We start from the raw sequence: 20,988 nt of genomic DNA, 5'->3' as shown, positions 1-20,988 counted from the left end.
TCTTTTCTTTCTTAATTTATTTTTCTTTCAGTCTCCTACTTTACGGAGTTAGTATTGTAATCTTCATAATTCTTTTTTCAGCATTAGGTTTCATAGAACCTTTCAGTCTCCTAGTTAATGGAGGTAATATTGTAATTTTTCACTATTACATCAAAGGAGCAAAAACCCGCAAGACTGAACCCACTAAAGATTTATACCACTTCTGTTCCTCTAAATCTTCTTTAGTGATTTTTTTACATTTTTCTAATGTAGTTTCAAAATCATCTTTCATATCTTGAATAGTACTGCATTTATAAAGCCAAACTCCACACTCAAAGTGAAGAAATAAACTTCTATAATCCATATTAATTGTCCCTACTCCCCCATAATTATCATCAGCAACATATGTCTTAGAATGAATAAAGCCCGGCTGATACTCATAGACTTTAACTCCACTGGCCATTAAAATTTCATAATAAGATCTTGTTACAAGATGAACATACCATTTATCAGGAATATGAGGAGTAATTATGCGCACATCAACTCCTGCTTTAGCTGCTGATGTCAAAGCTGTTATCATTTCATTATCTAAAATCAAATACGGAGTTGTAATATAAATATAATCTTCGGCTTTAGTTATCAAATTAAGATAAACCATTTCTCCCACTGCTTCATTATCTAAAGGACTATCAGCAAACGGTTGTATATATCCATCTTTTTTACTCTTTTGAGCAGAAGGAATATCAGCTTTATACTCATTAATATTCTCTTCAACTCCTGTCAAGTGCTGCCACATAGATAAAAACATCACCGTCATATTCCAAACTGCTGCTCCTTGCAGCATAATTCCAGAATCCTTCCAATGTCCAAATCTATCAATCTTATTAATATACTCATCCGCTAAATTAATTCCACCAGTAAATGCAGTTTCACCATCAATCACGACAATCTTACGGTGGTCTCGATTATTATGTTTAATTGACAAAATTGGAAATAAGGGATTGAAAATTGCTACTTTAATCCCCAGCTTTTTTAATTTTTCCTGATATTTATAAGGTAATGTCTGGAGGCATCCTAAATCATCATAAATAAGTCTTACCTCTACTCCACTTTCAGCCTTTTCAATTAAAATATCAAGTATAGTATCCCACATTTCTCCTTCTGCAATAATAAAATATTCAAGAAAAATATATTTTTCTGCTTTTCTTAATTGTTTCTTTAGTTCTTTGAAATGCTCTTCTCCACTCTTTAAATATCTGCTCTCAGTATTATAATAAGGAGGATATTTAGCATAGTTTTGAATATATCTTGCTTGCTGAGCAGCAAACTTATTTTTAGACTTAATTTCTTCGAGAATTGAATCTCTTTTATCTAATAAATTTTCGGTTTCTTCAGTTATTGATTTCAATTTCTTCTTAGACCTTTTACCTAATTTACTACCACCAAATAACAGATAAAACACTCCACCAAAAACTGGGAATAACAAAATTGGAATAATCCAGGCTAATTTATAAACAGGATGCATATCATTATTTAGTATTATTCCTACTATAATAATACTAAGTACTGTGCTTACCATATAAAAGAAAACAAAATAATCATTAAACTTTGCTATAACTCCTATTAATATAACTATTTGGGCCAATATAGCTACAGCCAAAAAAGTACTCCGCCGAAATAAAACATTTTTAATAAACTTCATATTTTCCTCCATTGATAAAATTAAGAATATAATATCTCTTATTTATTATTTTACTTAATTTTATTCAACATGTAAACAAATTCTATAAACACTTTCTAATTCTGTTCTTACCGTCAGCTTTAGCTTTATACAAAGCCTTATCTGCCATCTTTAGTAATTTTTCATTTTCATCTATTAATTCTGAATTATAATCTGCTATACCAATAGAACAACTTAATTTATTTTTGGGGGGATTTCTATCTTCTCACCTATTTCTTTTTCTATTACAGGTTGAAAATGATTAACTTCAATTAATCTATTTTGAATTCTTTCAGCTAACAAATATGCTTTATCAGCCGTAGTTTCTGGTAAAACTAATACAAATTCATCGCCTCCAAAGCGGGACACAAAATCAGTTTTCCGTACACTTTCTTCTAATAGTTTAGCAAATTCACAGAGTACTAAATCACCTATATCATGACCAAATTCATCATTGTAATACTTAAAGTTATCTAAATCAATAAATAATACTGCATACTTTTTGCCGTATCTTCTTGACCTTTCCATTTCTGATTCTAATTTATTTCTTAATTCCCATCTATTATAAACTCCAGTCAACGAATCAGTCTTAGAAGAAACAAGCAATTGTTGATAAGCATCTTTTAATTCTTGATTCCTTTCTATTCTTTCTAATGCAATTGATAACTGCTTTGCTACAATTGATAATATTTTTAGCGAATCATTACTTAAAACTAATTCTTTGCTTATTGTAGCACATATAATGCATCCTATAACCTCTGTTTCACTTTCTAAAGGAACAAATATCAATGAATTAAAGTTACCTACCACTTCTTGACTATAATCTTGCCTAGGATTAAGAATAATTCGTTCAGTACCTTCAGCAATTAATAGATTAATAAATTTCTGGACATCAAAATCAAAGTTCACTTCTTCATCATTAGTAAAATAATTTTTCCAAGTACCTTCCTCTTTTAAATATAAATAATTAGCTTCAATTAAAAAATTATCCTCTATTAATTCCATTGTTTTTTCAGCTAAATCTTTGTTATCAGAAGTTTTCATCAATGTATTTTGTAAGTTATTCAAAAAGTTTATTTTATCCATTTGTTGATACAATTTATCTAAAGTTTCTTCCAATTCAACTGATTCAGGAATCCAATCAAAATCAAAATTAGATTTTGAAAAATTAAATTTATCAATCTTTACTGGTTCTCTATTTATTTCACTTAGGATTAAACCCTTATAAAAATTGTATTCTAATTTTTTACAATATTTTAATCCACGTTTAAATAAATTATTAGCTTTTTCTACACTTCCTAATTCTTCACACATTAAGCCATACTCATAATACAATTTAGGATACAAATATTGATTATTTTCTTCAATATCATTACACAATTTTATAGCCCAATCAAAATGTTTTTCTGCTTCTTGATAATTTGATTCTGCTTTGAAAATCAAAGCAGTTAAAAATTCTAATAGGAAAAAATCCAAATTATTTCTTGCCTCTCCTGTTGTGTCCTTTATACTACGATTATCTATTTTAATAATACATTCCTGGACTTTATTAAAATTACCTATTTTTAAATAATTAATCCCTAACAATATATATATCCTAATCTTAGTATGATAAAGTAGTTTTTTTACTTGAGATTCCTTTAATATATCAATGATTTTATTTAAATAAAAGATTGCTTCTTCATACTCTTGAGCAAAAAACAAAGTTAAAGCTAAATTATAACAGGTCATACCAATTTCATGATAGTCTTTAGTTATACGTAAAGAATCCAAAGCCTGATTATAATAGTCATAAGCTTGCTCATAATTTTCTACTAAAAAATGAAAAGAACCAATTCCATTATAAATAATTGCCAAAGAAGATTGGTCACCAATTTTTTCTTTTAATTTTTTACTTTTATTATAATACTCCAAAACTTGATCATATTTCTTTTTTCTTTTATATAAAACTCCTTTAATATGATAGGCAACTGATAGTCTATATTCATTATTATAATTTTTAGCAAGGTTTATCATCTCATTACAATAAGTCACTGCTTTACTACTACCATAATCATTTACAATATAAAAATAAGCAAAATAACATCTTGCTAATGTATTATCAAAATCTAATTTCTTGCCTAAGGCTATCAATTGCTTATAAATTCTTTCTCCTTTTTCTTTAGTATAAACTCGTCTTTTTTCTTCAATTAGAACAATCAAAAAATAAGTTTTAAATATTTGAACTTCATCTTCTACTTCTTGCGCTAATTTTAGACTTCGATTAGCCAATTTATCAGCAGTTTTCATATTATATTTTTTGAAATGAATTAATGAAATCTTACGATAGATATCAGATAACTCTTTAGTTTTTCTATTTTGTTGCAGATAATTTGTAATTGATTGATAATAAATAAGTGCATTACCATTTTCATCAAGATAATTATGAATATCTCCTAATAAATTAATCATTTCAATATAATATTCTGTAGTTAAATTTTCATTATTGTTTTGATATCTTTCATAAGCTTCTGTAATGTATTTTTTAGCTTTTTTTAAGGCTAAAAAATTTAAACAATCATTACTTAAATTAATTAACTCTTCAATCTCAAGAACGGTAGAATCTTCATTACTAATTTGGTTGTTTTTTATTCCGATTGAACTTTTTAAATCAATAATCATTTGCTGTGAACGTACTTTATCTAAAAAGTCTTCCCATTCTTCTTGATTTTGCCCTACTAATCTTATATCTTGAGCAAAAGAAAAAATAAACATGATTTTTCCTTTGTAACTATTTTTCATTAAATATTTTATTAATCTTAAAGTAGATAAATCTGCCCAGTGCAAATTTTCAATCACAATTATAACCGGATTCAATTCACTAGTTTTCTCTAACAACTTTGTTAAAGAACTTAACATTTGCTGTTTTTCATATTCAATTTCTTCTAATATAACTTCTTCTTTTCGTTTTGTCTTTTGGCCCTGCAAAAATTTTAGCAAAACTAACTTTTGTAATTGATAAACTCCTACTTCTTCTAAATAGGAATCTAACTCATTCATTCCTTTTAGCTGTTCTTTAATAAAATCCAAAAAGGGATAATATGGATTGTCATAATTATTCTTCTTGATTTTTTCTCTTAAAACGACTTTATTTTCTGTTAAATCATCAAGGTAATTAGTTATATATTCAGAAAATTCTTGCTCAGAACTATTAAAAAATGCAAATCCTGTTTCACCTTTTAAAACATTATTCCAGATATCATTTAAATAATTAATAGTAAATTCAGCCGAGTTAGCTTCATTTTTTTGAAATAAATCCACCTTAAAAGACCTCCTCTTCTAACTAAAAAACTTAAAGCAAATAAATATTATAAATGGTTTATAGAATATATCTTAGATTAATTTTAACTTGATTTACTAATTAAGTAATTAAGGGTAAATCTTTCAAAACCTTTTTATTTTATAATTATTTACCTTTTTTGCAATTAGCTTTTGATTTTTTAATTGGAATAAAATCATTAAACAAATTCATTAATATCATTTTCAATAAAAGGATAATTTAATAAAACCTCGAAAATAATAAAGATAAGTAGGCTTCTAGATGAAAAATAAACTAATCATTATATTAATTATTTTAATAGTATCTTTTTTAACCACAACTATTCAAGCAGAAAACTTAAAAATTCATTTTATTGATGTCGGTCAAGGTGATTCAATACTAATTCAATTACCAACTCAAGAAACAATGCTCATTGATGCTGGTCCTAATGATAGCGGGCCAACCGTCGCCAGCTATCTACGCAACTTGGAAATTAACAAAATTGATTATTTGCTTGGCACTCATCCTCATGCAGACCATATTGGAGGATTAGACTATATAATCAATAATTTTAAAATGGGAAGAATTTATATGCCCAATGTAACTCATACTACAAATACTTTTCGCGATGTATTATTAGCAGTTAAAAATAAAAATAAGAAAATCAAAGGAGCTACTGCCGGATTGGAAATAGTTTCTCAACCAGAACTCAATCTGAAGGTGTCACTATTAAGCCCAGAAGGAAAAGATTATGAGAGTCTAAATAATTACTCATTAGTTACTAAAATAAATTTTCAAGATACCTCTTTTCTCTTAACTGGAGATATTGAGAAAAAAGTAGAATATGATTTAATCAACTCTCATGTTCCACTTGAGGCTGACCTATTACAAATACCTCATCATGGCAGTAATTCTTCTAGCAGCAATCTGTTTTTATATAAAGTAAAACCTAAGTATGGAGTTATTTCTGTAGGGCAAGATAATCCCTTTAACCATCCTAGTTCACAAATAATCAGCCGCTTAGAAAAACATGGCATAAATATTTATCGCACTGACCAGCAAAATACCATTATCGCTACTAGTGATGGACAAAAAATTTCATTCAATACGAGTGCAAACTCTAAGAATAAAAAAATTAGAACTAATAATCAGACTGGAGTAAAAATTTCAAGGGTTAGCCTAAGTGATGAACTAGTTGAAATTACTAATACTAGTCAGCAAGAAGTTGATATTTCAAATTGGAAGTTAGTCAGTGTGAAGGGAAAACAAACTTTTACTTTTCCCAAAAATACAACCCTGGCCAAGGGAGAAAGTATCTTCATAGTTTCTGGGCGAGGCAAAGAAGCTGGTCCTCAAACTATTGTTTGGACTGGTCGCTACATTTGGAATAATAATGGTGATACAGCAAAATTATATAACCAAGAACAAAAACTTATATCAAAATATTAAAATAAAACTGGAGGCGATAATATGTGGGTTATTGATAGATTTGAAGGAGATAAAGCAGTAATTGAATGTCAGAATCAAACTTTTACTATTCCTAAAAAAACGCTACCAAAGAAAGTAGAAGAAGGAGATTTTCTAAAAGTAACTATTGACCATGAAGGAACTGAAAGAGTCCAAGATGATATTGATAAACTTAAAGAAGAATTATTTGAATAAACCACAGATGAAAATAAGGTCAGTGAACATTACCTGACCTTTATTTAACTATCTATTTAATTTTTATACTATGTTCACAAACAAATTCTGCTCCTGGGTCTATACTATTAATTCCCTTTTTCTCTTTTAAATTTCCTTTGCTATCTTTTAAATCAGCAATTCCATACCACGGTTCAATACAAATAAATGGTGCTTCTGGAGATTTAGACCAAATTCCCAAGTAAGGAAAGCCTTCAAAGGAAACTGTAACTTCTCTCGCTGACTGTTTACTTTTTAAACTCACTTCTTCAGAGCTGAGATTTTTAAATATCAAAGCATCATTATTAAATAATTCTGGTATCAAGTTCTTAACTTTGCTATTAACTAAAAATGACTCATGTTCATTAGTTAATAAACCTTCTTCTAAATAATATGCTGCAACTTTTTCTGCTTTCTCAAACTCTAAATAATAATCATGTTTCTTCTCCCCTGCCTCTAAAGGCCAATTAAATCCTGGATGTGCTCCAATAGAAAAATACATTTTCTGTTCATCTTTATTCTTAACTCTATATTTAATCTTAACCTCATTCTCTACTAGTTCATAACTAAGATCCAGCTCAAACTGGTAGGGATATTTTTCTAGAGTAGCTGGGTTACTAGACAAGCGATACACAAGCTGGTCTTCTGTCTTCTCAATCAGTTCAAACTCACTGTCTCTAGCAAAACCATGTTGAGTTAAATCAAAGCTTTGTCCATTAAGTTGATATTGATCATCTTTTAATTTGCCTACAATCGGAAACAAAATAGGAGCATGACGTCCCCAATATTCAGAATCTGCTGTCCATAAATATTCCAGATCATCTTCCTTTAACTTTAAACTAGTCATCTGCGCTCCCTGACTATCAACTTCAAGTCTAATGTGTTGATTACTCAACTTAGCTATTTTTGCCATAATATTCTCACTTCCTCATCTTTTAGTATTTTATCTTAATATCTAAAAGTTCAGTTAATACTTTTGCTACCCCATCATTCACATTTGTAGGTGCTATAATATCAGCCTTTTCTTTCAATTCTTCTAATTCAGAATTCTTCATTGCTACTGCTGTTTGAGCTGTTTCTAACAACTCTAAATCATTAGCACTATCACCAAAAGCAATTGTCTGTTCTAGCGGTATCTCTAAATATTGAGTTAATAGATCTAAAGCGCGACCTTTAGAAATATCCGCAGCATTTATCTCTAAATTATCAGGCCCTGAACTAGTTACCTCAATACCAGTTCCTACATTAGCTGCTATTTCATCATTTATTCTTGGTAGTTCTTCTACCTCTCCTAATATCAAAATTTTATGAATAGCCGATTCTTTATCGCAAACATAGTCTTTTAAATCAGTTTCTGTTTGGAGAGGTTTCCCTAATTCATTATTAACAATTATTTTTTCTTTTTCTTCTGATGGTAAATTTTTAAAAGGACTCTGGACACTATTAACTATTCTTTTTAAAAATTGATGTTGATCTTTGACTAAAACTTCCTCCGTTGTAAATAAAGCATACTCTAAATTTGATTCTTTCTCTAAAATATCAATTACAGATAACAAACTATCCATTTCTAGTGTAGCACTAAAAATTTCTTGGCCTGCAGCATCTTCAACATAACTCCCATTAGTAGTAATATAGACTAAATTATCTATATCACTAGTTACTCTTTTTGCTTCCTTATAGTGTCTCCCAGTTGCAATCGCAACTTTATATCCCTGCTGCATTAACTTTTTAATTACTTTTTTATTGGTTGCTGATACTTCTGACTCTAAGTTTAATAATGTACCATCCAAATCTAATAAAATCAGTTCTATATTTGTATCTTCCATCTTCGTCTCCCCCTTGTTTCAATAACAATAGCTAATATTATTTGGTATATACCGACAAACATATGTCATTATAACATAAACAATGTATTATTCCAATCCGTATTAAAAATAGTCCTCCAGATTAGGAGGACTATTGAATCTAGTTATTCAAACGGATATTCCAAATCTAACTGTTTACGTATTTCATCAAGTATTCTCATGTTTTCTAAACTTAATTCTAACATTTTTTCTGCTCTTTTTTCCTGACCTTCCAATAATAATTTACTTACTGCTTCAGCTTCATAATTATATCCAGTCGTATCTCGCTTGTCTTCAAATACTTCTTCACATTCATCTGCTTCTAAAACAGCCTTTTCAGCTCGCCAGAAATCAGGAATATTAATTTGTCCCTTAGTCCCATAAATTACTGCTTCATCTTCTAGCTCTGTTCGAAGCGAACTTGACAATTGCGCTAATGTTCCAGATTCAAATTTTAATAGTGCTGCATTATCTTCATCAACGCCTGTAGAACCTAATCTTCCCTCTGCTAGTACATTTTTCACTGCACTATTTTCGATAAGATTTGCTAAAGCAATTGGATAAATTCCTACATCCAATAATGCTCCTCCAGCTAAATCTAGGTTAAATAATCTACTGTCTGGGTCTATTTCATTTCTAAAGCCAAATTCAGCTTCTATCATTTTCACTTTACCAATCTGACCATTAGCAATCCATTCTTTAACCTTTTTAATAGCCGGTAGATAATACGTCCACATCGCTTCTAATAATAATAAGTCTTTTTCTGCTGCTAATTCAGCTGCTTCTTGTGCCTGTTGATAGTTAACTGTTAATGGTTTCTCACAAAATACAGATATATCATTTTCTAGACACAGCATTATATTTTCATAGTGAAAAGCATGCGGCGTAGCAATATAAACAATATCAATCTCTTTATTTTTAACTAAATTTTTATAGCCCTCATAAGAATTCGGAATATTATATTCAGCTGCAAATTCTTTGGCCCGGACTCTATTCCTTGAAGCTACTCCAGCTAATTCACCACTATTAACTGCTTTAAAATCACTAGCAAAAGCATTAGCTATATTTCCTGTACCAAAAATCCCCCACTTAATCATTGTTATCTCCCCTTCCTGTTAACTTATGCAAATACTTCTTTTGTTTTATTAGCAACTCGTTCACCAAAAATTTCTGCTTTTTCTTGATCTTCTGCATCACCATCTTTAATTGTTACAATTCCATAATGAGTATAAGGATCTCCTTCACCTGCACCACCAGAATATACAAGCATGCCACTAACTAACAGATGTCCTGCTAATGTTAATAAAGCCACATCTGAACCGCCACCTAGATAATTTTCAGTAGCAAACATTGCCCCTAATTTACTACTAAAATCATAACTACCTGCTTCAGTATCAAGCCATTTTTTCATCTGCCATGAAATATCACCATGATATGTAGGACTCCCAAAAATAACAGCTTTAGCTTCTGTTAAATAATCTTCATCAACATCATCAATACTCATACATTTAGCCTCTATCTCTTCTAATTTTTCTGCTCCAGCAGCAATAATTTCTCCTACTTGCTTTGTATTACCACTTTCGCTATGATACAAAACTGCTAATTTCATAACTAATCCTCTCCTTTATTTATCATTATAAAACTACATCCCCTATAAACTTATTATAATCTAATAAATTAAGATTATAATTTTCTTTTATATTTTTAATCTTGCTTTGCAAATTAGAACTTATTTTATCTAAAGTTTTTTCATTAATATTAATAGAATCAATAATTTCTTGCTTAAACTGATTATAATCTTTTTCTATACCTAAAATTCTTTGATAGTAATTACCACTAATTACATCACCTAGATGTACAATCTTAGTTCTTAAATCATTTATTTTAGGCTTATGATGATGCCTAATTATTTTTGCTACATCACTGGGGATTTTCCATCTTTTACATAGCCAACTTCCAATATCACAGTGTGTAGCCCCATTCATCATTTGAGCCTCAGCTTCAAGTAATGAAATTTCTTTTTCTTTAGCTAAAGAATAAATTTCATCCAATAGGTCAGGCATACAAACATCCAATGCCAATACTCCTATGTCATGAATTAAAATTTTAAAAAAGAATTGATTACCATAAGGATGATTGATCTTCTTTGCTATTTCATTACTTGCCAAAGCAGTCCCTACACAATGCTCCCAATATTTTTTTCTATCAAATTCTTCCGATCTTCCTAATCTTTTAGGAAACAAAGATTTAAGTAAAATAGCAACAATTACTTCCTTCATTGTTTTCATACCTAAAAATTTAATAGCTTGACCTAAAGTATTAACCTTTCTCTGCAAAGAAAAATAATTAGAATTAACAACATCTAAAATAACTTCATTGAGATTACCATACTTTTTAATTTGAGATTTAAATTCATCTATTTCTAATTCTAATGGGTACTCTAATTTTTCAAAAATATCAATCACTTCTGAAGGTAAACTAGGAAAAGAAGATGACTTTTTTAATAAAACTAATATTTTTTCTTTATCCATAAGCTTATTCCTCCTGAAGAATGCTGTAAAATCAATGATCACTAATCTAGCTTATTACCTTTATTATATCATTAAAAATATAAATTTTAAATTCTCAGCTAAATATTCTATAAATAACTTAAGCAGCTGAGATATCTCAGCTGCTTAAAAAGAAATTTATTTATCTAAATTAATTTTATAAACTCCCATATTATTCTGGTCTACTTTTAAAAATTCTACACCCTTAAAATCATATTCTTTTATATATTCATTAGCTTTAGGGTGTGAACGGAAAGTCACAGTTCCCTCAACATCAACTGGCTTAATACTCCAATTCTTTGTAGGCTCAGGATTGATAGTTCCTTTAGATTTAACATATTTAATTATCTGAGCTCGATTAGTAGCACCTGATGGCGCATAAACTGGATCTTCTTCTACACAAGGTGGGAAGCTCCCGCCTCCACCAGCACGATAATCATTAGTTACTACTAAAAATTCTTGTTCAGCAGTTAACGGTTGACCTTCATAAGTAGCATTAACAATTCTTTCTCCTTGTGGTTTAGTAACATCAATTTGATACTCAATTCCTTCAATCACATCATAATTATAAGCAGAAAATTCACTATTTAATAACTTTTGCTTACCAGAAGCATTAGGATCGATGCGATTAAAGTTTTCTGCACTTCTCTCTAGCCATTCAATTACTTGCTGACCATTTAATTTCATAACCCGAATTTGATTAGCGTAAATATAAATATCAGTTACATCACCAATTGTAATATTTCCTTTTCCAACTTCAGTAAAGTACTTAGGATTTTCTCTTCCTGCCTTAAATGGTGCAGCTGCTGATAAGATCGGCAAATCAGAGTATTCACCTTCTGCAAACTCTTGCTTGGCCCACCATAATTGAGCATTATTGATAACTTGAGTTACAGAAGAATCCATCACTCGAGAAACATAAGATCTTATATCTCTTTCTGACTCACCTAAAGGTTTTCTAACATAATCTATTGTAGCTTGATGCACATCTTGAGCCATTTTTTCAACCATCGGATGGGCTTTAACATTTTTATCAACTACCTTCAACTCTGTATCAGCAGATCTTACTTTCCAATCATCTCCATTGTTAATTAATTTTAAATCAATGACTCCTAAAGCTCTTCCCCATGATTTAGGCATCACTGCTGGCACACCATGAATAGTTCCTGCTTCACTATCAATTCCTTCTATATCTTTATATCCACCAGGTAAATCACCATGTTGATGACCTAAAATCATTGCATCAATTCCATCTATTTGCGCCAAATAATAAGCAGCATTTTCTCGAGCATCATAGGAATCTTTAGGAGCAGTGGAGATTCCAGTATGAGCTATAGCAACTACAATATCAGATTTCTTCTTAAGTTCGGGTACATACTTCTTCGCTGCAGTAATTATATCTTCCATCTCTACATTTCCTTTTAAATGACTACTACCCCAACGCATAGTCTGCGGCGGTGTAAAACCAATGACACCAACTTTTAATTCTTTACCATCAATTTCTTTTTCTATTATAGTATATGGTTTAACATATCTTTGATCTTGATTATTTAATTTAATATTAGCTGAAACCCAAGGGAATTCAGCACCTTGACGAGCCTTTTCAAAGTAATCCATCTCATAATCTTGTAATTCATGATTCCCTACTGCTACTGCTTCATAACCCACTTTATTATAAATTTCAACAATTCTTTGGGTTTCCCCTTCTTTTAGTGGATCTATTTGTGTTTCTAAAGTACTGATTAAACTACCTGAAATTATATCTCCATTAGAAAGAAGCATCGTATTTTGATTATTATCTCTCACTTCTTCAATCAAACTATAAGTTTTTGCAAAGCCAAATCCTTCAACTTCTTTATCAGCCATATAGTCATACGGCATCAAATTTTGATGCATATCTGTAGTACCCATAATTGTTAAACTGTGCTCTGTACCTGAAGTCTCAATTCTAAACGCTTCCACACTCAAACTACCTACTAAAAGGAAAACAGCCACCATTACCATACTTAACATAATTTTTTTGTTTTTAAATCTCAATTTAATCCCTCCTAGTTAATTTTATATTTCTTACTATGGGGGATTATAAAATTATAAAACTTATGATAGATCATTAGACGTATGACTTCTAACATTTCATCTTTAATTTTATAATATGGTAATTTAAGTTAATAGTCAACCTAAAAATTACTAAACTAGAATTTAATTAATTTTTATCTTATAATCCCAAGGTAATAATTTTTCTACTGCAAAATTACTACTATTCTTAATAAGTTGCTCTTCATTAGAAAAATTAATGATCACACGTACTTGATTATTTTCTTTTTCTCGCTTAAAAGCAAAAATATTTTCATCAGTCTCTGGTAGTACCTCAGCTTGAGCACCATATTGCCCATTCCATAAAGCAGGATTATTCTTTTTCAACTTTAATAAGCGCTGATAAAACTCAGCATATTGATAATCATCCCATTCAATCTGATCTTTATAGAAAAAATCAACTCTTTTATCCAACCCTGATTCTTGTCCGCCGTAAATTAAAGGCATCCCCTGCAGGGTAGCTGCTAAAACTGAAAAAGCTAAAAAACCTTCTCCAAAAAACTCTTCATCAGATGCTTCCCAAGTATTCTTATCATGATTAGTAGTAAATGCCATCCGGTAAGCATCTTCAGGAAATTCATCATCTTCTTCAACATAGTCTTTAAGGTCTAAAGTATCTTTGGTTTCTTCAGCTATTTCAATCATCAAATCATGAAACTCCCAATCATAAGTCATATCAAACGCTTCTTCATGCAACTCTGGCTCTTCCCACTCTGCTAACATAAATACATCTTTAAGTTCGTCTAATTTCTTTCTTGCCCGTTCCCAAAATTCAGTCGGCACTAAGCCTGCTACATCACAGCGATAACCATCAATATTAGTCTCTCGAACCCAGTACTTTAAAGCTTCAATCATCTTTTCTCGCAATTTAGGTTCGCTATAATCTAAACCAATCACATCTGTCCAATGTTCTAATTCTTCTCCATTATCATACACATAGGAATGAATATTTCCCTTTTCATCTTTTTTATACCATTCAGGGTGTTCTTCTACCCACTTATGGTCCCAAGCAGTATGATTAGCAACCCAATCTATAATCACTTTCATATCTTGCTTATGTATCTCTGCTACCAAATCTTTAAATTCATCTAAAGTCCCGTAATTAGAATTAACAGCAAAATAATCCCTCACAGCATAGGGACTACCAAGTTTCCCTTTACAGTTTTTAATTCCAACCGGATGAATCGGCATCAACCATAAAATATCTACCCCCATCTCTTTTAAACGTGGTAAATGTTTTTTAAAAGCTGAGAATGTACCTTCGGGAGTATATTGACGTAAATTAACCTCATAGATATTAGCATTCTTAGACCACTCTGGATGTTCAAATTCTTTCTTTTGTCTGTTGTTCATATTGACCCTCCAATTAAAATATTTTATTTTTCTAACCTTAATAAAACTACTCCTAATGCTCCTTTTACTCCTATTTCTGACCCTAACTGTGAAGTGGTTATTTCTTTCCCCTTTACAAGAAAATCTAAAGCTCTTCTCTTCATAACTCTCTCAACTTTCTCTGCAAATAAATCCCATGAATCAGTAACTCCACCACCGATAATAATTTTTTCAGGATTAAAATTATTAATTGCATTAGCTAAACCAATTCCTAAGTAATTAGCTACTTCATCTATTATTTCTTTAGCAATTTTATCACCTTTACGTGCTGCTTTAGCTACTACAGCTCCATCAATTTCTGCAGTATCAGCAACTAAATCAGCAATCATAGTATCTTTCCTTTCTTTAACTGCCTCTCGCCCCCTACGACTTAGAGCAGTTCCCGAAGCTAAAACTTCAAAACATCCATAATTACCACAGCCGCACTGCACATCACTATGAGGGTCTAAGGTAGCATGACCTAACTCACCTGCACCACTATCAGCACCATGCAAAATTTGACCATCCATAATCACTCCTGCACCAATCCCAGTACTAATAGTAATGTAGACCATATCTTTAGTATCTTGACCACTACCAAAATATTTTTCACCTACTGCTGCAGCATTAGCATCATTTTCTAAAAAAACCGGTACCTTAAATTCACTTAATTCTTTTTCTACATCCACATCTTTTAATTCTAGATTAGGAGGATTAACAATCACTCCTGTCTCAACATCCAATGGCCCAGGACTGCCTAATCCAATTCCAGCTATTTCTTCTACATTAATATCTGCTTTTTCTAAAACTTGATAGATTGTTTCCTTAATATTAGCAAAAATAATATCTTTAGATTTTTTAGCTTCTGTTGGTCGCTTAACTTTAGCTAAAATTTCACCTTCCATATCAGCAACAGCAGTCAAAATTTTAGTTCCACCTAGATCAATTCCTACTACATATTTAGAATTATTCATGAGCTTAACTCCTTTTATAAAAATATTTACTTAAACTAAATCACGACTCTTAAATTAGAAGAGATAATTAGTTAAGTATGACAGTTAAATCAGATTTGTTTAATAAATTTAATTTTAATTCTCCATTAATAGTATTTAACTTAAAACTCAATTTTTCCTCCCCTAAATTAAAAAATTTAATTATTATTTCTTAAATTAAAAGGCGTTCTTTCTAAAGTGAATTCAGTTCCGCGATAATAATTATAACTAAAGACTATTGCCCTTTCTTTAGAAAAGGTAGTTCTAATATTTTTTAATACAGGCTGATCAGCTTCTATATCTAATAATTCAATAATTCTTTGCTCACCTAAAATAGCTTTCATTTTGTCTTTAGCTTTAGTAGGAGTATGACCATTTTCTCTCAAGATTTGATAAATTGATTCATTAGTAACCTCTTTCTCCAATAATTGCGGACAAATTGGATAAGGAATATAAGATTGCTCAAATCCTAAAGGGATCTCATCAGCAAAATTAATTCGTTCAATTAATATTACTTCTTCATCTTCCATTAGACTTAATTCTTTTTTTATTTCATCTTTTGGATTTATTAATTTTTTAGTTATAATCTCATTACTCGGTTCTTCTCCTCGAGCTTTAATTGATTCTTTGATACCTACTAAGGATGGAATATCAGAATCTATTTCGGAGACAAATGTACCTTGTCTTTCTCTTTTTTCTAAAACACCTTCATCGACTAAATTTTCTAGAGCCTTTCTAGCTGTCATTCTACTCACTTCATATATTTTACTCAATTTGCGTTCTGAAGGAATTTTCTCTCCTCTTCGATATTCTCCTTGCTTAATCTTCTCTCTAATTTTATTTTCTAGTTGATAATATAGCGGAATATCATTATTTTTTAATTTCACATTAAATCACCTGCACCTTCCTCAACCATACCTACTATAGACTTTACAGCCTTCGATTCATCTTGACCATCAGCTCGAACCAAAATTTCTGCTTCTTGATTGACTTCTAATCCCATTACTTCCATCATATCTTTAGCATTAACTTCTTGATCATTATAAATGATTTTTATATCTGAATTATATTCAATAGCTTTATCCACTAATTTAGCAGCCAGTTGCGCTGGTATTCCTAATTTATTTGAAATTTTAACTCTATCTCTCACCATTTTCTCCCCTCCAGATTATTTAACTTTGTCACTCTTGTTTGTTTTTTATGGTATATACCAAGACTAATAAAAAAATAACCTTACAATAAAAAGCAATTACACCTCTTGGTCTATACCAAGACCTTAAGTTCATTATAAATAATGACATAGCAAATGTCAAGAACTGCAATTTAAACTTTGTTTTAATAAAATTTTCAATTCCATAATAAAAAGAGTACCTTGCTAGTCAGTTAGCAAGGTACTCTTTAAATCTAATATTATAGAATCATCATTTTTTCGTGAATGATTTTTACTCACTATCTAAAATGAATTCCACATCTCCCATTATAAACTAGGAGTTTTGACATTCAATACTACAAATTTTTCATCTTGGTCTGCTTCTAAAGACATTTTAGTATTCGGAGGACACGGAATAATATCTTTCTCTTCTACCACTTTAGATTCATCACCAATTTGTAATCTGCCAGAGCCTTCTACTACATAAAAGAAAACATTTACTGGGACTGAATGTTCTCCTACTTCATCTCCTGGTTCTAAAACTAAATTCATGATCTGAACATCATCATTTTTTAATAATCCTTTAGCAATTACTCCTCGTTTGTTCTTACTTCCTTCTACTTGGTCCATTTTAATAATCTCCATTTAAATCATCTCCTCTAAATTTTATGAATTATTTTTTACTTAATCTTAAGCAACAGAAATCATTTATTCCACAATCTTATTTTATTCAATAATTAGATTATATCTTAAACTAGACAATACTTCTGTAATTTATATCACAAAAACTAAAAAATAGCCCGTTTAATAAACGGACTATAATTCCTATCTAAGTCAAAATAATAAACATATCTCCTAAAGACTTTGTCGGCAATTTGTCGGTAGAGATTTTTTAGTATGAATAAGCCCCCACTCATAATTGTGGAGACTTTTATTCAATCAACTATAATTAATCCATTCTTGATTTTGATTATCCCAATTTCTAAAGAATTCTTTTTCATTAATAACAGCTTTATAAACTGGAAATAAAAAGGTTTTTAATCTATTCATAATATTATGAAATGAAATAGATTCTTGATTAATTCTTTTCAGATAATTATTCCACATTTTTATTCGTTGCTCATCTTCAGCAAACTTTTCTTTAAATATAATTGGATTAGTTTCAAATGATGTCCCTCTTTTTTGAAAAGTTTCATAAATTGCTTCTTGTAACACTCTACCATCAAATTGTTTTAATTTGGAAATCATATAAATATCATAAAAATCTTTCATTCTACTATTAATCTGCCCTAATTTAAGCATTGCCTCAAACTTTTCAGCAATTATAGATTCAAGAGAATAAGCATTTATTTTAGGAGCTTCAAACTCTAATAAGCTAGGATAATTCAAAGTTTTAGCTTGAGGGACTATTACATCTCCAAAACCAACATCTAACTGTATCCTCTTTCTAGCTTTCCCTAAATAAGCAATTATATTAAGCCTTACTCCCTCATATTCAGCACCTTCTGTAATCTTTTCTACCTGAATAGAATCTGTTTCAAATTCTACTCCATCCTCAAATTGAATTTGAGAAATGTTTTTAAAAACATTTTTTATTTTTTCTAAATCATTTGTGATATTTTCTGCTAAAAAATCAATATCTTTAGTTGGTCTTAGCTTAAAGTTAGTTGTAGATAATATTAAAATCCCGCCTTTAAGAAAAAAATTAGAATTATACTTTGAATTAGATAACCTATATAATAATCTTTCATGAAAATAAAGTAATAAAATTTGATTAAAATCAATTTGTTCTTCTTTAGCTATATTTAATAATCTAGATCTAATTGATTTTATTTTGTTTTTATTCACATTAATACCTCCAAATATGTTTTAGCTATATCAAAAACTCCAATTTTTTCTGCATAATTTAGCAACTTATTAATATCCTTATTACTTCTTTTAACATATTCAGTTAATGCCTCTTTAATTATATCCATTCCAACCCTATCTTTAAATTTTAAGCAATCACAAATTGTTTTTTCTAGATCATATATTTTAACAGTTTTATTGTTTAATTCTATTTCTTTTATACCAATTTCAAATTGTTTTTCTTTAAAATATATAACCTTGATTGGAGGGTAATCCGGCAACTTAGGTTTATAATCTTTTCTGTGAATAGCAATATAATATTCAAAATGATTATAAGTAGTTATATCATAATACGATAAGGCTGACAAAAGACAAATTACACCATTGGGTACAATTTGATTAGCTTTTACAAAACCATCTTTTAAATAATTTATATCTTCAATCTCCCAAAAATAAAGTCCTCGTTTAATTTTATCTATTACTCCTTCTTCTACTAATTGATAAAGATAATGAGAATGAATTCCTTGCTTAGTTATATCTTTAGTCCTTGCATAACCTCCATTTTCCTTAAAAATCCTTTTTATCTTTTGCTTTTTATCTTGCATAATACCCCCCCTCTTTGTAAAAACCTCGGCAATTTTTATTTTTGCCTAGCTTTTTACAAAATATTATATCACATTTCTATAACTGTAACAACTATTATAATATAAAAAACACAAACTCCTCTGCTTAAAATTAAAAATAGTTTTAAACTTTAATTTTATCTTCAATATCGGTAAATCTCAAAAAACTAAGAAATAGCCCGCTTAATAAACGGACTACAAAATAAATGGTGGGAATAAGTGGGTTCGAACCACTGACCTCTACGATGTCAACGTAGCGCTCTCCCAACTGAGCTATATTCCCTTAGTATTTAATTGATAATTGAGAATGGACAATTGACAATTAAAACCTAAAATTAAAAACATAAACAACAAAAGCCATTTATGTTTGGTCTCTTGCTTTTCTATTGTCAATTATCAATTGTTAATTCTACATTATAATTAAAATGGTGCCGGAGGTCGGATTCGAACCGACACGGGTATGAAAGCCCACCGGATTTTAAGTCCGATGCGTCTGCCAATTCCGCCACTCCGGCATATAAATGGAGGTGGCACCCGGACTCGAACCGGGGCATGAAGGATTTGCAGTCCTTCGCCTTACCAACTTGGCTATGCCACCATAACTAACTAATGGTGAGCCATGGAGGATTTGAACCTCCGACACCCGGATTAAAAGTCCGATGCTCTACCAACTGAGCTAATGGCCCACATTTAATTGGAGCGAAAGACGGGATTCGAACCCGCGACCTTCTCGTTGGCAACGAGACGCTCTACCAGCTGAGCTACTTTCGCATGGTCTTTCTCTCACGCGGCACTTATGAATTATATATTATTCAGTGGGTTATGTCAAGAAAAAAATCAATATTTTTTTCAAAATAACCCCGAGGCCGAAGCCTCGGGCATTTAACATTAATTCAACTGTTTATCTTGGGGTAGCCATTGATTAACTAACTCTTTATTTTGATCAACATATTTAGCCGCTGCCTTCTCAAGCTCTTTTGCATCTTTCGCCATTTTGATTAATTGACCTAATTGTTGGTTATTCAATTTGTATTTCTGTAAAATTTTAGTAGCTTTAGAGTAGTCTTCTTTAATTCCTGGTCGACCTAAAGTTTTGATACTATCTGGCTTACCATAAACTCCTTTAGGATCTTTTAAGAATTTAAGGTCAAAAGGAAACCACTTCCAATGAGGAGTCCAACCAGTTACTACAACTGGTTCTTTTTGATTGATTGCCTGTTTTAATTTGGCAGTCATAGCAGCACCACTGCTTCCAACTAATTTCCAATCACTCAAACCATATTTCCCCATTGCTGTATTATTAGTCACCTGCATAATACCTGCTCCAGGGTCAATCCCAACTATTCTTTTATTAAATTTATCAGCATTATTCTTTAGTTGAGATATGCTATCAATTTCTACATATTTAGGTACTACCAAACCTATCTTAGCTCCTTTATAATTATCACCTAAATCTACTAATTTATCACCATACTCTTCCCAGTATGACTTATGTGTTTTTGGTAGCCAAGCACAAACCATAGCATCAATATCACCTTTAGCCACACCTTGATACATAGCCCCTGCTTGCACCGTCATGAGTTTAACATCATAGCCCGCTCTTTCCAAAACTTCTTGCATTAAATAAGTTGATGCTTCAGCAGAAGCCCACTGCACATAACCTAATGTAATTTCTTTATTCTCTACTTTTTTCTCTGCAGTTTCTGTCTTTTCTGTAGATTTTTGTGCTTGATTACTACCACAACCAACAACTAACAAAGAAACTAATAAAACAGCAATTAATAAAGTTGTTATCTTTTTGATAACAGCCACCTCCGAGGTTTAGTTTAAAATTAGATTA

At 30.5% G+C, this 20,988-nt stretch carries 19 protein-coding genes and 5 tRNA genes; 2 read left to right on the top strand and 22 right to left on the bottom strand.

Annotated elements, in window-relative coordinates; translation table 11 throughout:
• Positions 1–145 precede the first annotated feature (145 nt).
• The 3 genes from cls to JOC47_RS15885 all read right to left on the bottom strand — a co-directional run bounded on the left by cls (position 146) and on the right by JOC47_RS15885 (position 4,999).
• Positions 146–1,681 (bottom strand): cardiolipin synthase, encoded by a 1,536-nt coding sequence (gene cls, locus JOC47_RS04575; RefSeq protein WP_204700804.1) that lies wholly within the window; start codon positions 1,679–1,681, stop codon positions 146–148.
• Between the two features lie 82 nt (positions 1,682–1,763).
• Positions 1,764–1,856 carry a hypothetical protein gene (locus JOC47_RS15950; protein ID WP_369127959.1) on the bottom strand — a complete coding sequence of 31 codons (93 nt, stop codon included), beginning with the start codon at positions 1,854–1,856 and terminating at the stop codon, positions 1,764–1,766.
• Positions 1,857–1,894: 38 nt separating this feature from the next.
• Positions 1,895–4,999 (bottom strand): diguanylate cyclase, encoded by a 3,105-nt coding sequence (locus tag JOC47_RS15885; RefSeq protein ID WP_204700803.1) that lies wholly within the window; start codon positions 4,997–4,999, stop codon positions 1,895–1,897.
• A gap of 280 nt (positions 5,000–5,279) precedes the next feature.
• On the opposite strand from JOC47_RS15885, the gene JOC47_RS04560 reads away from it, so the two are divergent.
• Both JOC47_RS04560 and JOC47_RS04555 read left to right on the top strand, forming a co-directional pair.
• Positions 5,280–6,446: an MBL fold metallo-hydrolase gene (locus JOC47_RS04560; protein ID WP_204700802.1), complete on the top strand. Its 1,167-nt coding sequence runs from the start codon at positions 5,280–5,282 to the stop codon at positions 6,444–6,446.
• Positions 6,447–6,467: 21 nt separating this feature from the next.
• Positions 6,468–6,659: a DUF3006 domain-containing protein gene (locus tag JOC47_RS04555; protein ID WP_204700801.1), complete on the top strand. Its 192-nt coding sequence runs from the start codon at positions 6,468–6,470 to the stop codon at positions 6,657–6,659.
• 52 nt (positions 6,660–6,711) lie between these two features.
• On the opposite strand, the gene JOC47_RS04550 is transcribed toward JOC47_RS04555, so the two are convergent.
• The 19 genes from JOC47_RS04550 to JOC47_RS04460 all read right to left on the bottom strand — a co-directional run bounded on the left by JOC47_RS04550 (position 6,712) and on the right by JOC47_RS04460 (position 20,960).
• The gene (locus tag JOC47_RS04550) at positions 6,712–7,590 is read right to left on the bottom strand and encodes an aldose 1-epimerase family protein (protein WP_204700800.1); all 879 of its coding nucleotides are present in this window, start codon (positions 7,588–7,590) and stop codon (positions 6,712–6,714) included.
• A gap of 22 nt (positions 7,591–7,612) precedes the next feature.
• The gene (locus JOC47_RS04545) at positions 7,613–8,503 is read right to left on the bottom strand and encodes an HAD family hydrolase (protein ID WP_204700799.1); all 891 of its coding nucleotides are present in this window, start codon (positions 8,501–8,503) and stop codon (positions 7,613–7,615) included.
• A gap of 143 nt (positions 8,504–8,646) precedes the next feature.
• Positions 8,647–9,618, bottom strand: a complete 972-nt coding sequence (locus tag JOC47_RS04540; RefSeq protein WP_204700798.1) for a Gfo/Idh/MocA family protein — start codon at positions 9,616–9,618, stop codon at positions 8,647–8,649.
• A gap of 23 nt (positions 9,619–9,641) precedes the next feature.
• Complete coding sequence (locus JOC47_RS04535; protein ID WP_204700797.1) at positions 9,642–10,130, bottom strand: flavodoxin family protein; 489 nt, start codon at positions 10,128–10,130, stop codon at positions 9,642–9,644.
• A gap of 25 nt (positions 10,131–10,155) precedes the next feature.
• On the bottom strand, positions 10,156–11,052 hold the full coding sequence (locus tag JOC47_RS04530) for an HDOD domain-containing protein (RefSeq protein ID WP_204700796.1): 897 nt from the start codon (positions 11,050–11,052) through the stop codon (positions 10,156–10,158).
• A 156-nt stretch (positions 11,053–11,208) separates the two neighbouring features.
• Positions 11,209–13,107 carry a bifunctional 2',3'-cyclic-nucleotide 2'-phosphodiesterase/3'-nucleotidase gene (locus tag JOC47_RS04525; protein WP_239550920.1) on the bottom strand — a complete coding sequence of 633 codons (1,899 nt, stop codon included), beginning with the start codon at positions 13,105–13,107 and terminating at the stop codon, positions 11,209–11,211.
• A gap of 162 nt (positions 13,108–13,269) precedes the next feature.
• Positions 13,270–14,517, bottom strand: a complete 1,248-nt coding sequence (locus JOC47_RS04520) for an alpha-amylase family glycosyl hydrolase (protein ID WP_204700795.1) — start codon at positions 14,515–14,517, stop codon at positions 13,270–13,272.
• 23 nt (positions 14,518–14,540) lie between these two features.
• Positions 14,541–15,509: an ROK family protein gene (locus JOC47_RS04515; RefSeq protein ID WP_204700794.1), complete on the bottom strand. Its 969-nt coding sequence runs from the start codon at positions 15,507–15,509 to the stop codon at positions 14,541–14,543.
• A gap of 176 nt (positions 15,510–15,685) precedes the next feature.
• On the bottom strand, positions 15,686–16,414 hold the full coding sequence (locus tag JOC47_RS04510) for a UTRA domain-containing protein (protein ID WP_204700793.1): 729 nt from the start codon (positions 16,412–16,414) through the stop codon (positions 15,686–15,688).
• Positions 16,411–16,680, bottom strand: a complete 270-nt coding sequence (locus tag JOC47_RS04505; RefSeq protein ID WP_204700792.1) for an HPr family phosphocarrier protein — start codon at positions 16,678–16,680, stop codon at positions 16,411–16,413. Before JOC47_RS04505 ends, JOC47_RS04510 begins: the two co-directional genes overlap by 4 nt.
• Before the next feature lie 324 nt (positions 16,681–17,004).
• Positions 17,005–17,322, bottom strand: a complete 318-nt coding sequence (locus JOC47_RS04500; RefSeq protein ID WP_204700791.1) for a cupin domain-containing protein — start codon at positions 17,320–17,322, stop codon at positions 17,005–17,007.
• A 294-nt stretch (positions 17,323–17,616) separates the two neighbouring features.
• Positions 17,617–18,525, bottom strand: coding sequence for a nucleotidyl transferase AbiEii/AbiGii toxin family protein (locus JOC47_RS04495; protein ID WP_338035318.1), 909 nt, complete (start codon positions 18,523–18,525; stop codon positions 17,617–17,619).
• Positions 18,522–19,130: a type IV toxin-antitoxin system AbiEi family antitoxin domain-containing protein gene (locus JOC47_RS04490; protein WP_204700790.1), complete on the bottom strand. Its 609-nt coding sequence runs from the start codon at positions 19,128–19,130 to the stop codon at positions 18,522–18,524. Before JOC47_RS04490 ends, JOC47_RS04495 begins: the two co-directional genes overlap by 4 nt.
• A gap of 225 nt (positions 19,131–19,355) precedes the next feature.
• Positions 19,356–19,431, bottom strand: a tRNA-Val gene (locus tag JOC47_RS04485).
• 143 nt (positions 19,432–19,574) lie between these two features.
• Positions 19,575–19,663: transfer RNA gene (locus JOC47_RS04480), tRNA-Leu, on the bottom strand.
• Between the two features lie 7 nt (positions 19,664–19,670).
• Positions 19,671–19,746, bottom strand: a tRNA-Cys gene (locus JOC47_RS04475).
• 12 nt (positions 19,747–19,758) lie between these two features.
• Positions 19,759–19,834, bottom strand: a tRNA-Lys gene (locus JOC47_RS04470).
• A 9-nt stretch (positions 19,835–19,843) separates the two neighbouring features.
• Positions 19,844–19,919: transfer RNA gene (locus JOC47_RS04465), tRNA-Gly, on the bottom strand.
• Positions 19,920–20,036: 117 nt separating this feature from the next.
• The gene (locus tag JOC47_RS04460) at positions 20,037–20,960 is read right to left on the bottom strand and encodes a glycine betaine ABC transporter substrate-binding protein (RefSeq protein WP_338035317.1); all 924 of its coding nucleotides are present in this window, start codon (positions 20,958–20,960) and stop codon (positions 20,037–20,039) included.
• Positions 20,961–20,988 lie beyond the last annotated feature (28 nt).

The organism is Halanaerobacter jeridensis (assembly GCF_016908315.1).
Taxonomy (GTDB): Bacteria; Bacillota; Halanaerobiia; order Halobacteroidales; family Halobacteroidaceae; genus Halanaerobacter; species Halanaerobacter jeridensis.
This window is presented reverse-complemented; position numbering and strand designations above follow the sequence as displayed.

Excerpts from the sequence above, each read along its gene's own strand:
- JOC47_RS04535 (WP_204700797.1), bottom strand. The coding sequence starts at position 10,130 with ATGAAATTAGCAGTTTTGTATCATAGCGAAAGTGGTAATACAAAGCAA.
- JOC47_RS04505 (WP_204700792.1), bottom strand. The coding sequence starts at position 16,680 with ATGGTGAGAGATAGAGTTAAAATTTCAAATAAATTAGGAATACCAGCG.
- JOC47_RS04550 (WP_204700800.1), bottom strand. The coding sequence starts at position 7,590 with ATGGCAAAAATAGCTAAGTTGAGTAATCAACACATTAGACTTGAAGTT.
- JOC47_RS04540 (WP_204700798.1), bottom strand. The coding sequence starts at position 9,618 with ATGATTAAGTGGGGGATTTTTGGTACAGGAAATATAGCTAATGCTTTT.
- JOC47_RS04530 (WP_204700796.1), bottom strand. The coding sequence starts at position 11,052 with ATGGATAAAGAAAAAATATTAGTTTTATTAAAAAAGTCATCTTCTTTT.
- JOC47_RS04560 (WP_204700802.1), top strand. The coding sequence starts at position 5,280 with ATGAAAAATAAACTAATCATTATATTAATTATTTTAATAGTATCTTTT.
- JOC47_RS04555 (WP_204700801.1), top strand. The coding sequence starts at position 6,468 with ATGTGGGTTATTGATAGATTTGAAGGAGATAAAGCAGTAATTGAATGT.
- JOC47_RS04515 (WP_204700794.1), bottom strand. The coding sequence starts at position 15,509 with ATGAATAATTCTAAATATGTAGTAGGAATTGATCTAGGTGGAACTAAA.
- JOC47_RS04500 (WP_204700791.1), bottom strand. The coding sequence starts at position 17,322 with ATGGAGATTATTAAAATGGACCAAGTAGAAGGAAGTAAGAACAAACGA.
- JOC47_RS04490 (WP_204700790.1), bottom strand. The coding sequence starts at position 19,130 with ATGCAAGATAAAAAGCAAAAGATAAAAAGGATTTTTAAGGAAAATGGA.
- JOC47_RS04545 (WP_204700799.1), bottom strand. The coding sequence starts at position 8,503 with ATGGAAGATACAAATATAGAACTGATTTTATTAGATTTGGATGGTACA.
- JOC47_RS04520 (WP_204700795.1), bottom strand. The coding sequence starts at position 14,517 with ATGAACAACAGACAAAAGAAAGAATTTGAACATCCAGAGTGGTCTAAG.
- cls (WP_204700804.1), bottom strand. The coding sequence starts at position 1,681 with ATGAAGTTTATTAAAAATGTTTTATTTCGGCGGAGTACTTTTTTGGCT.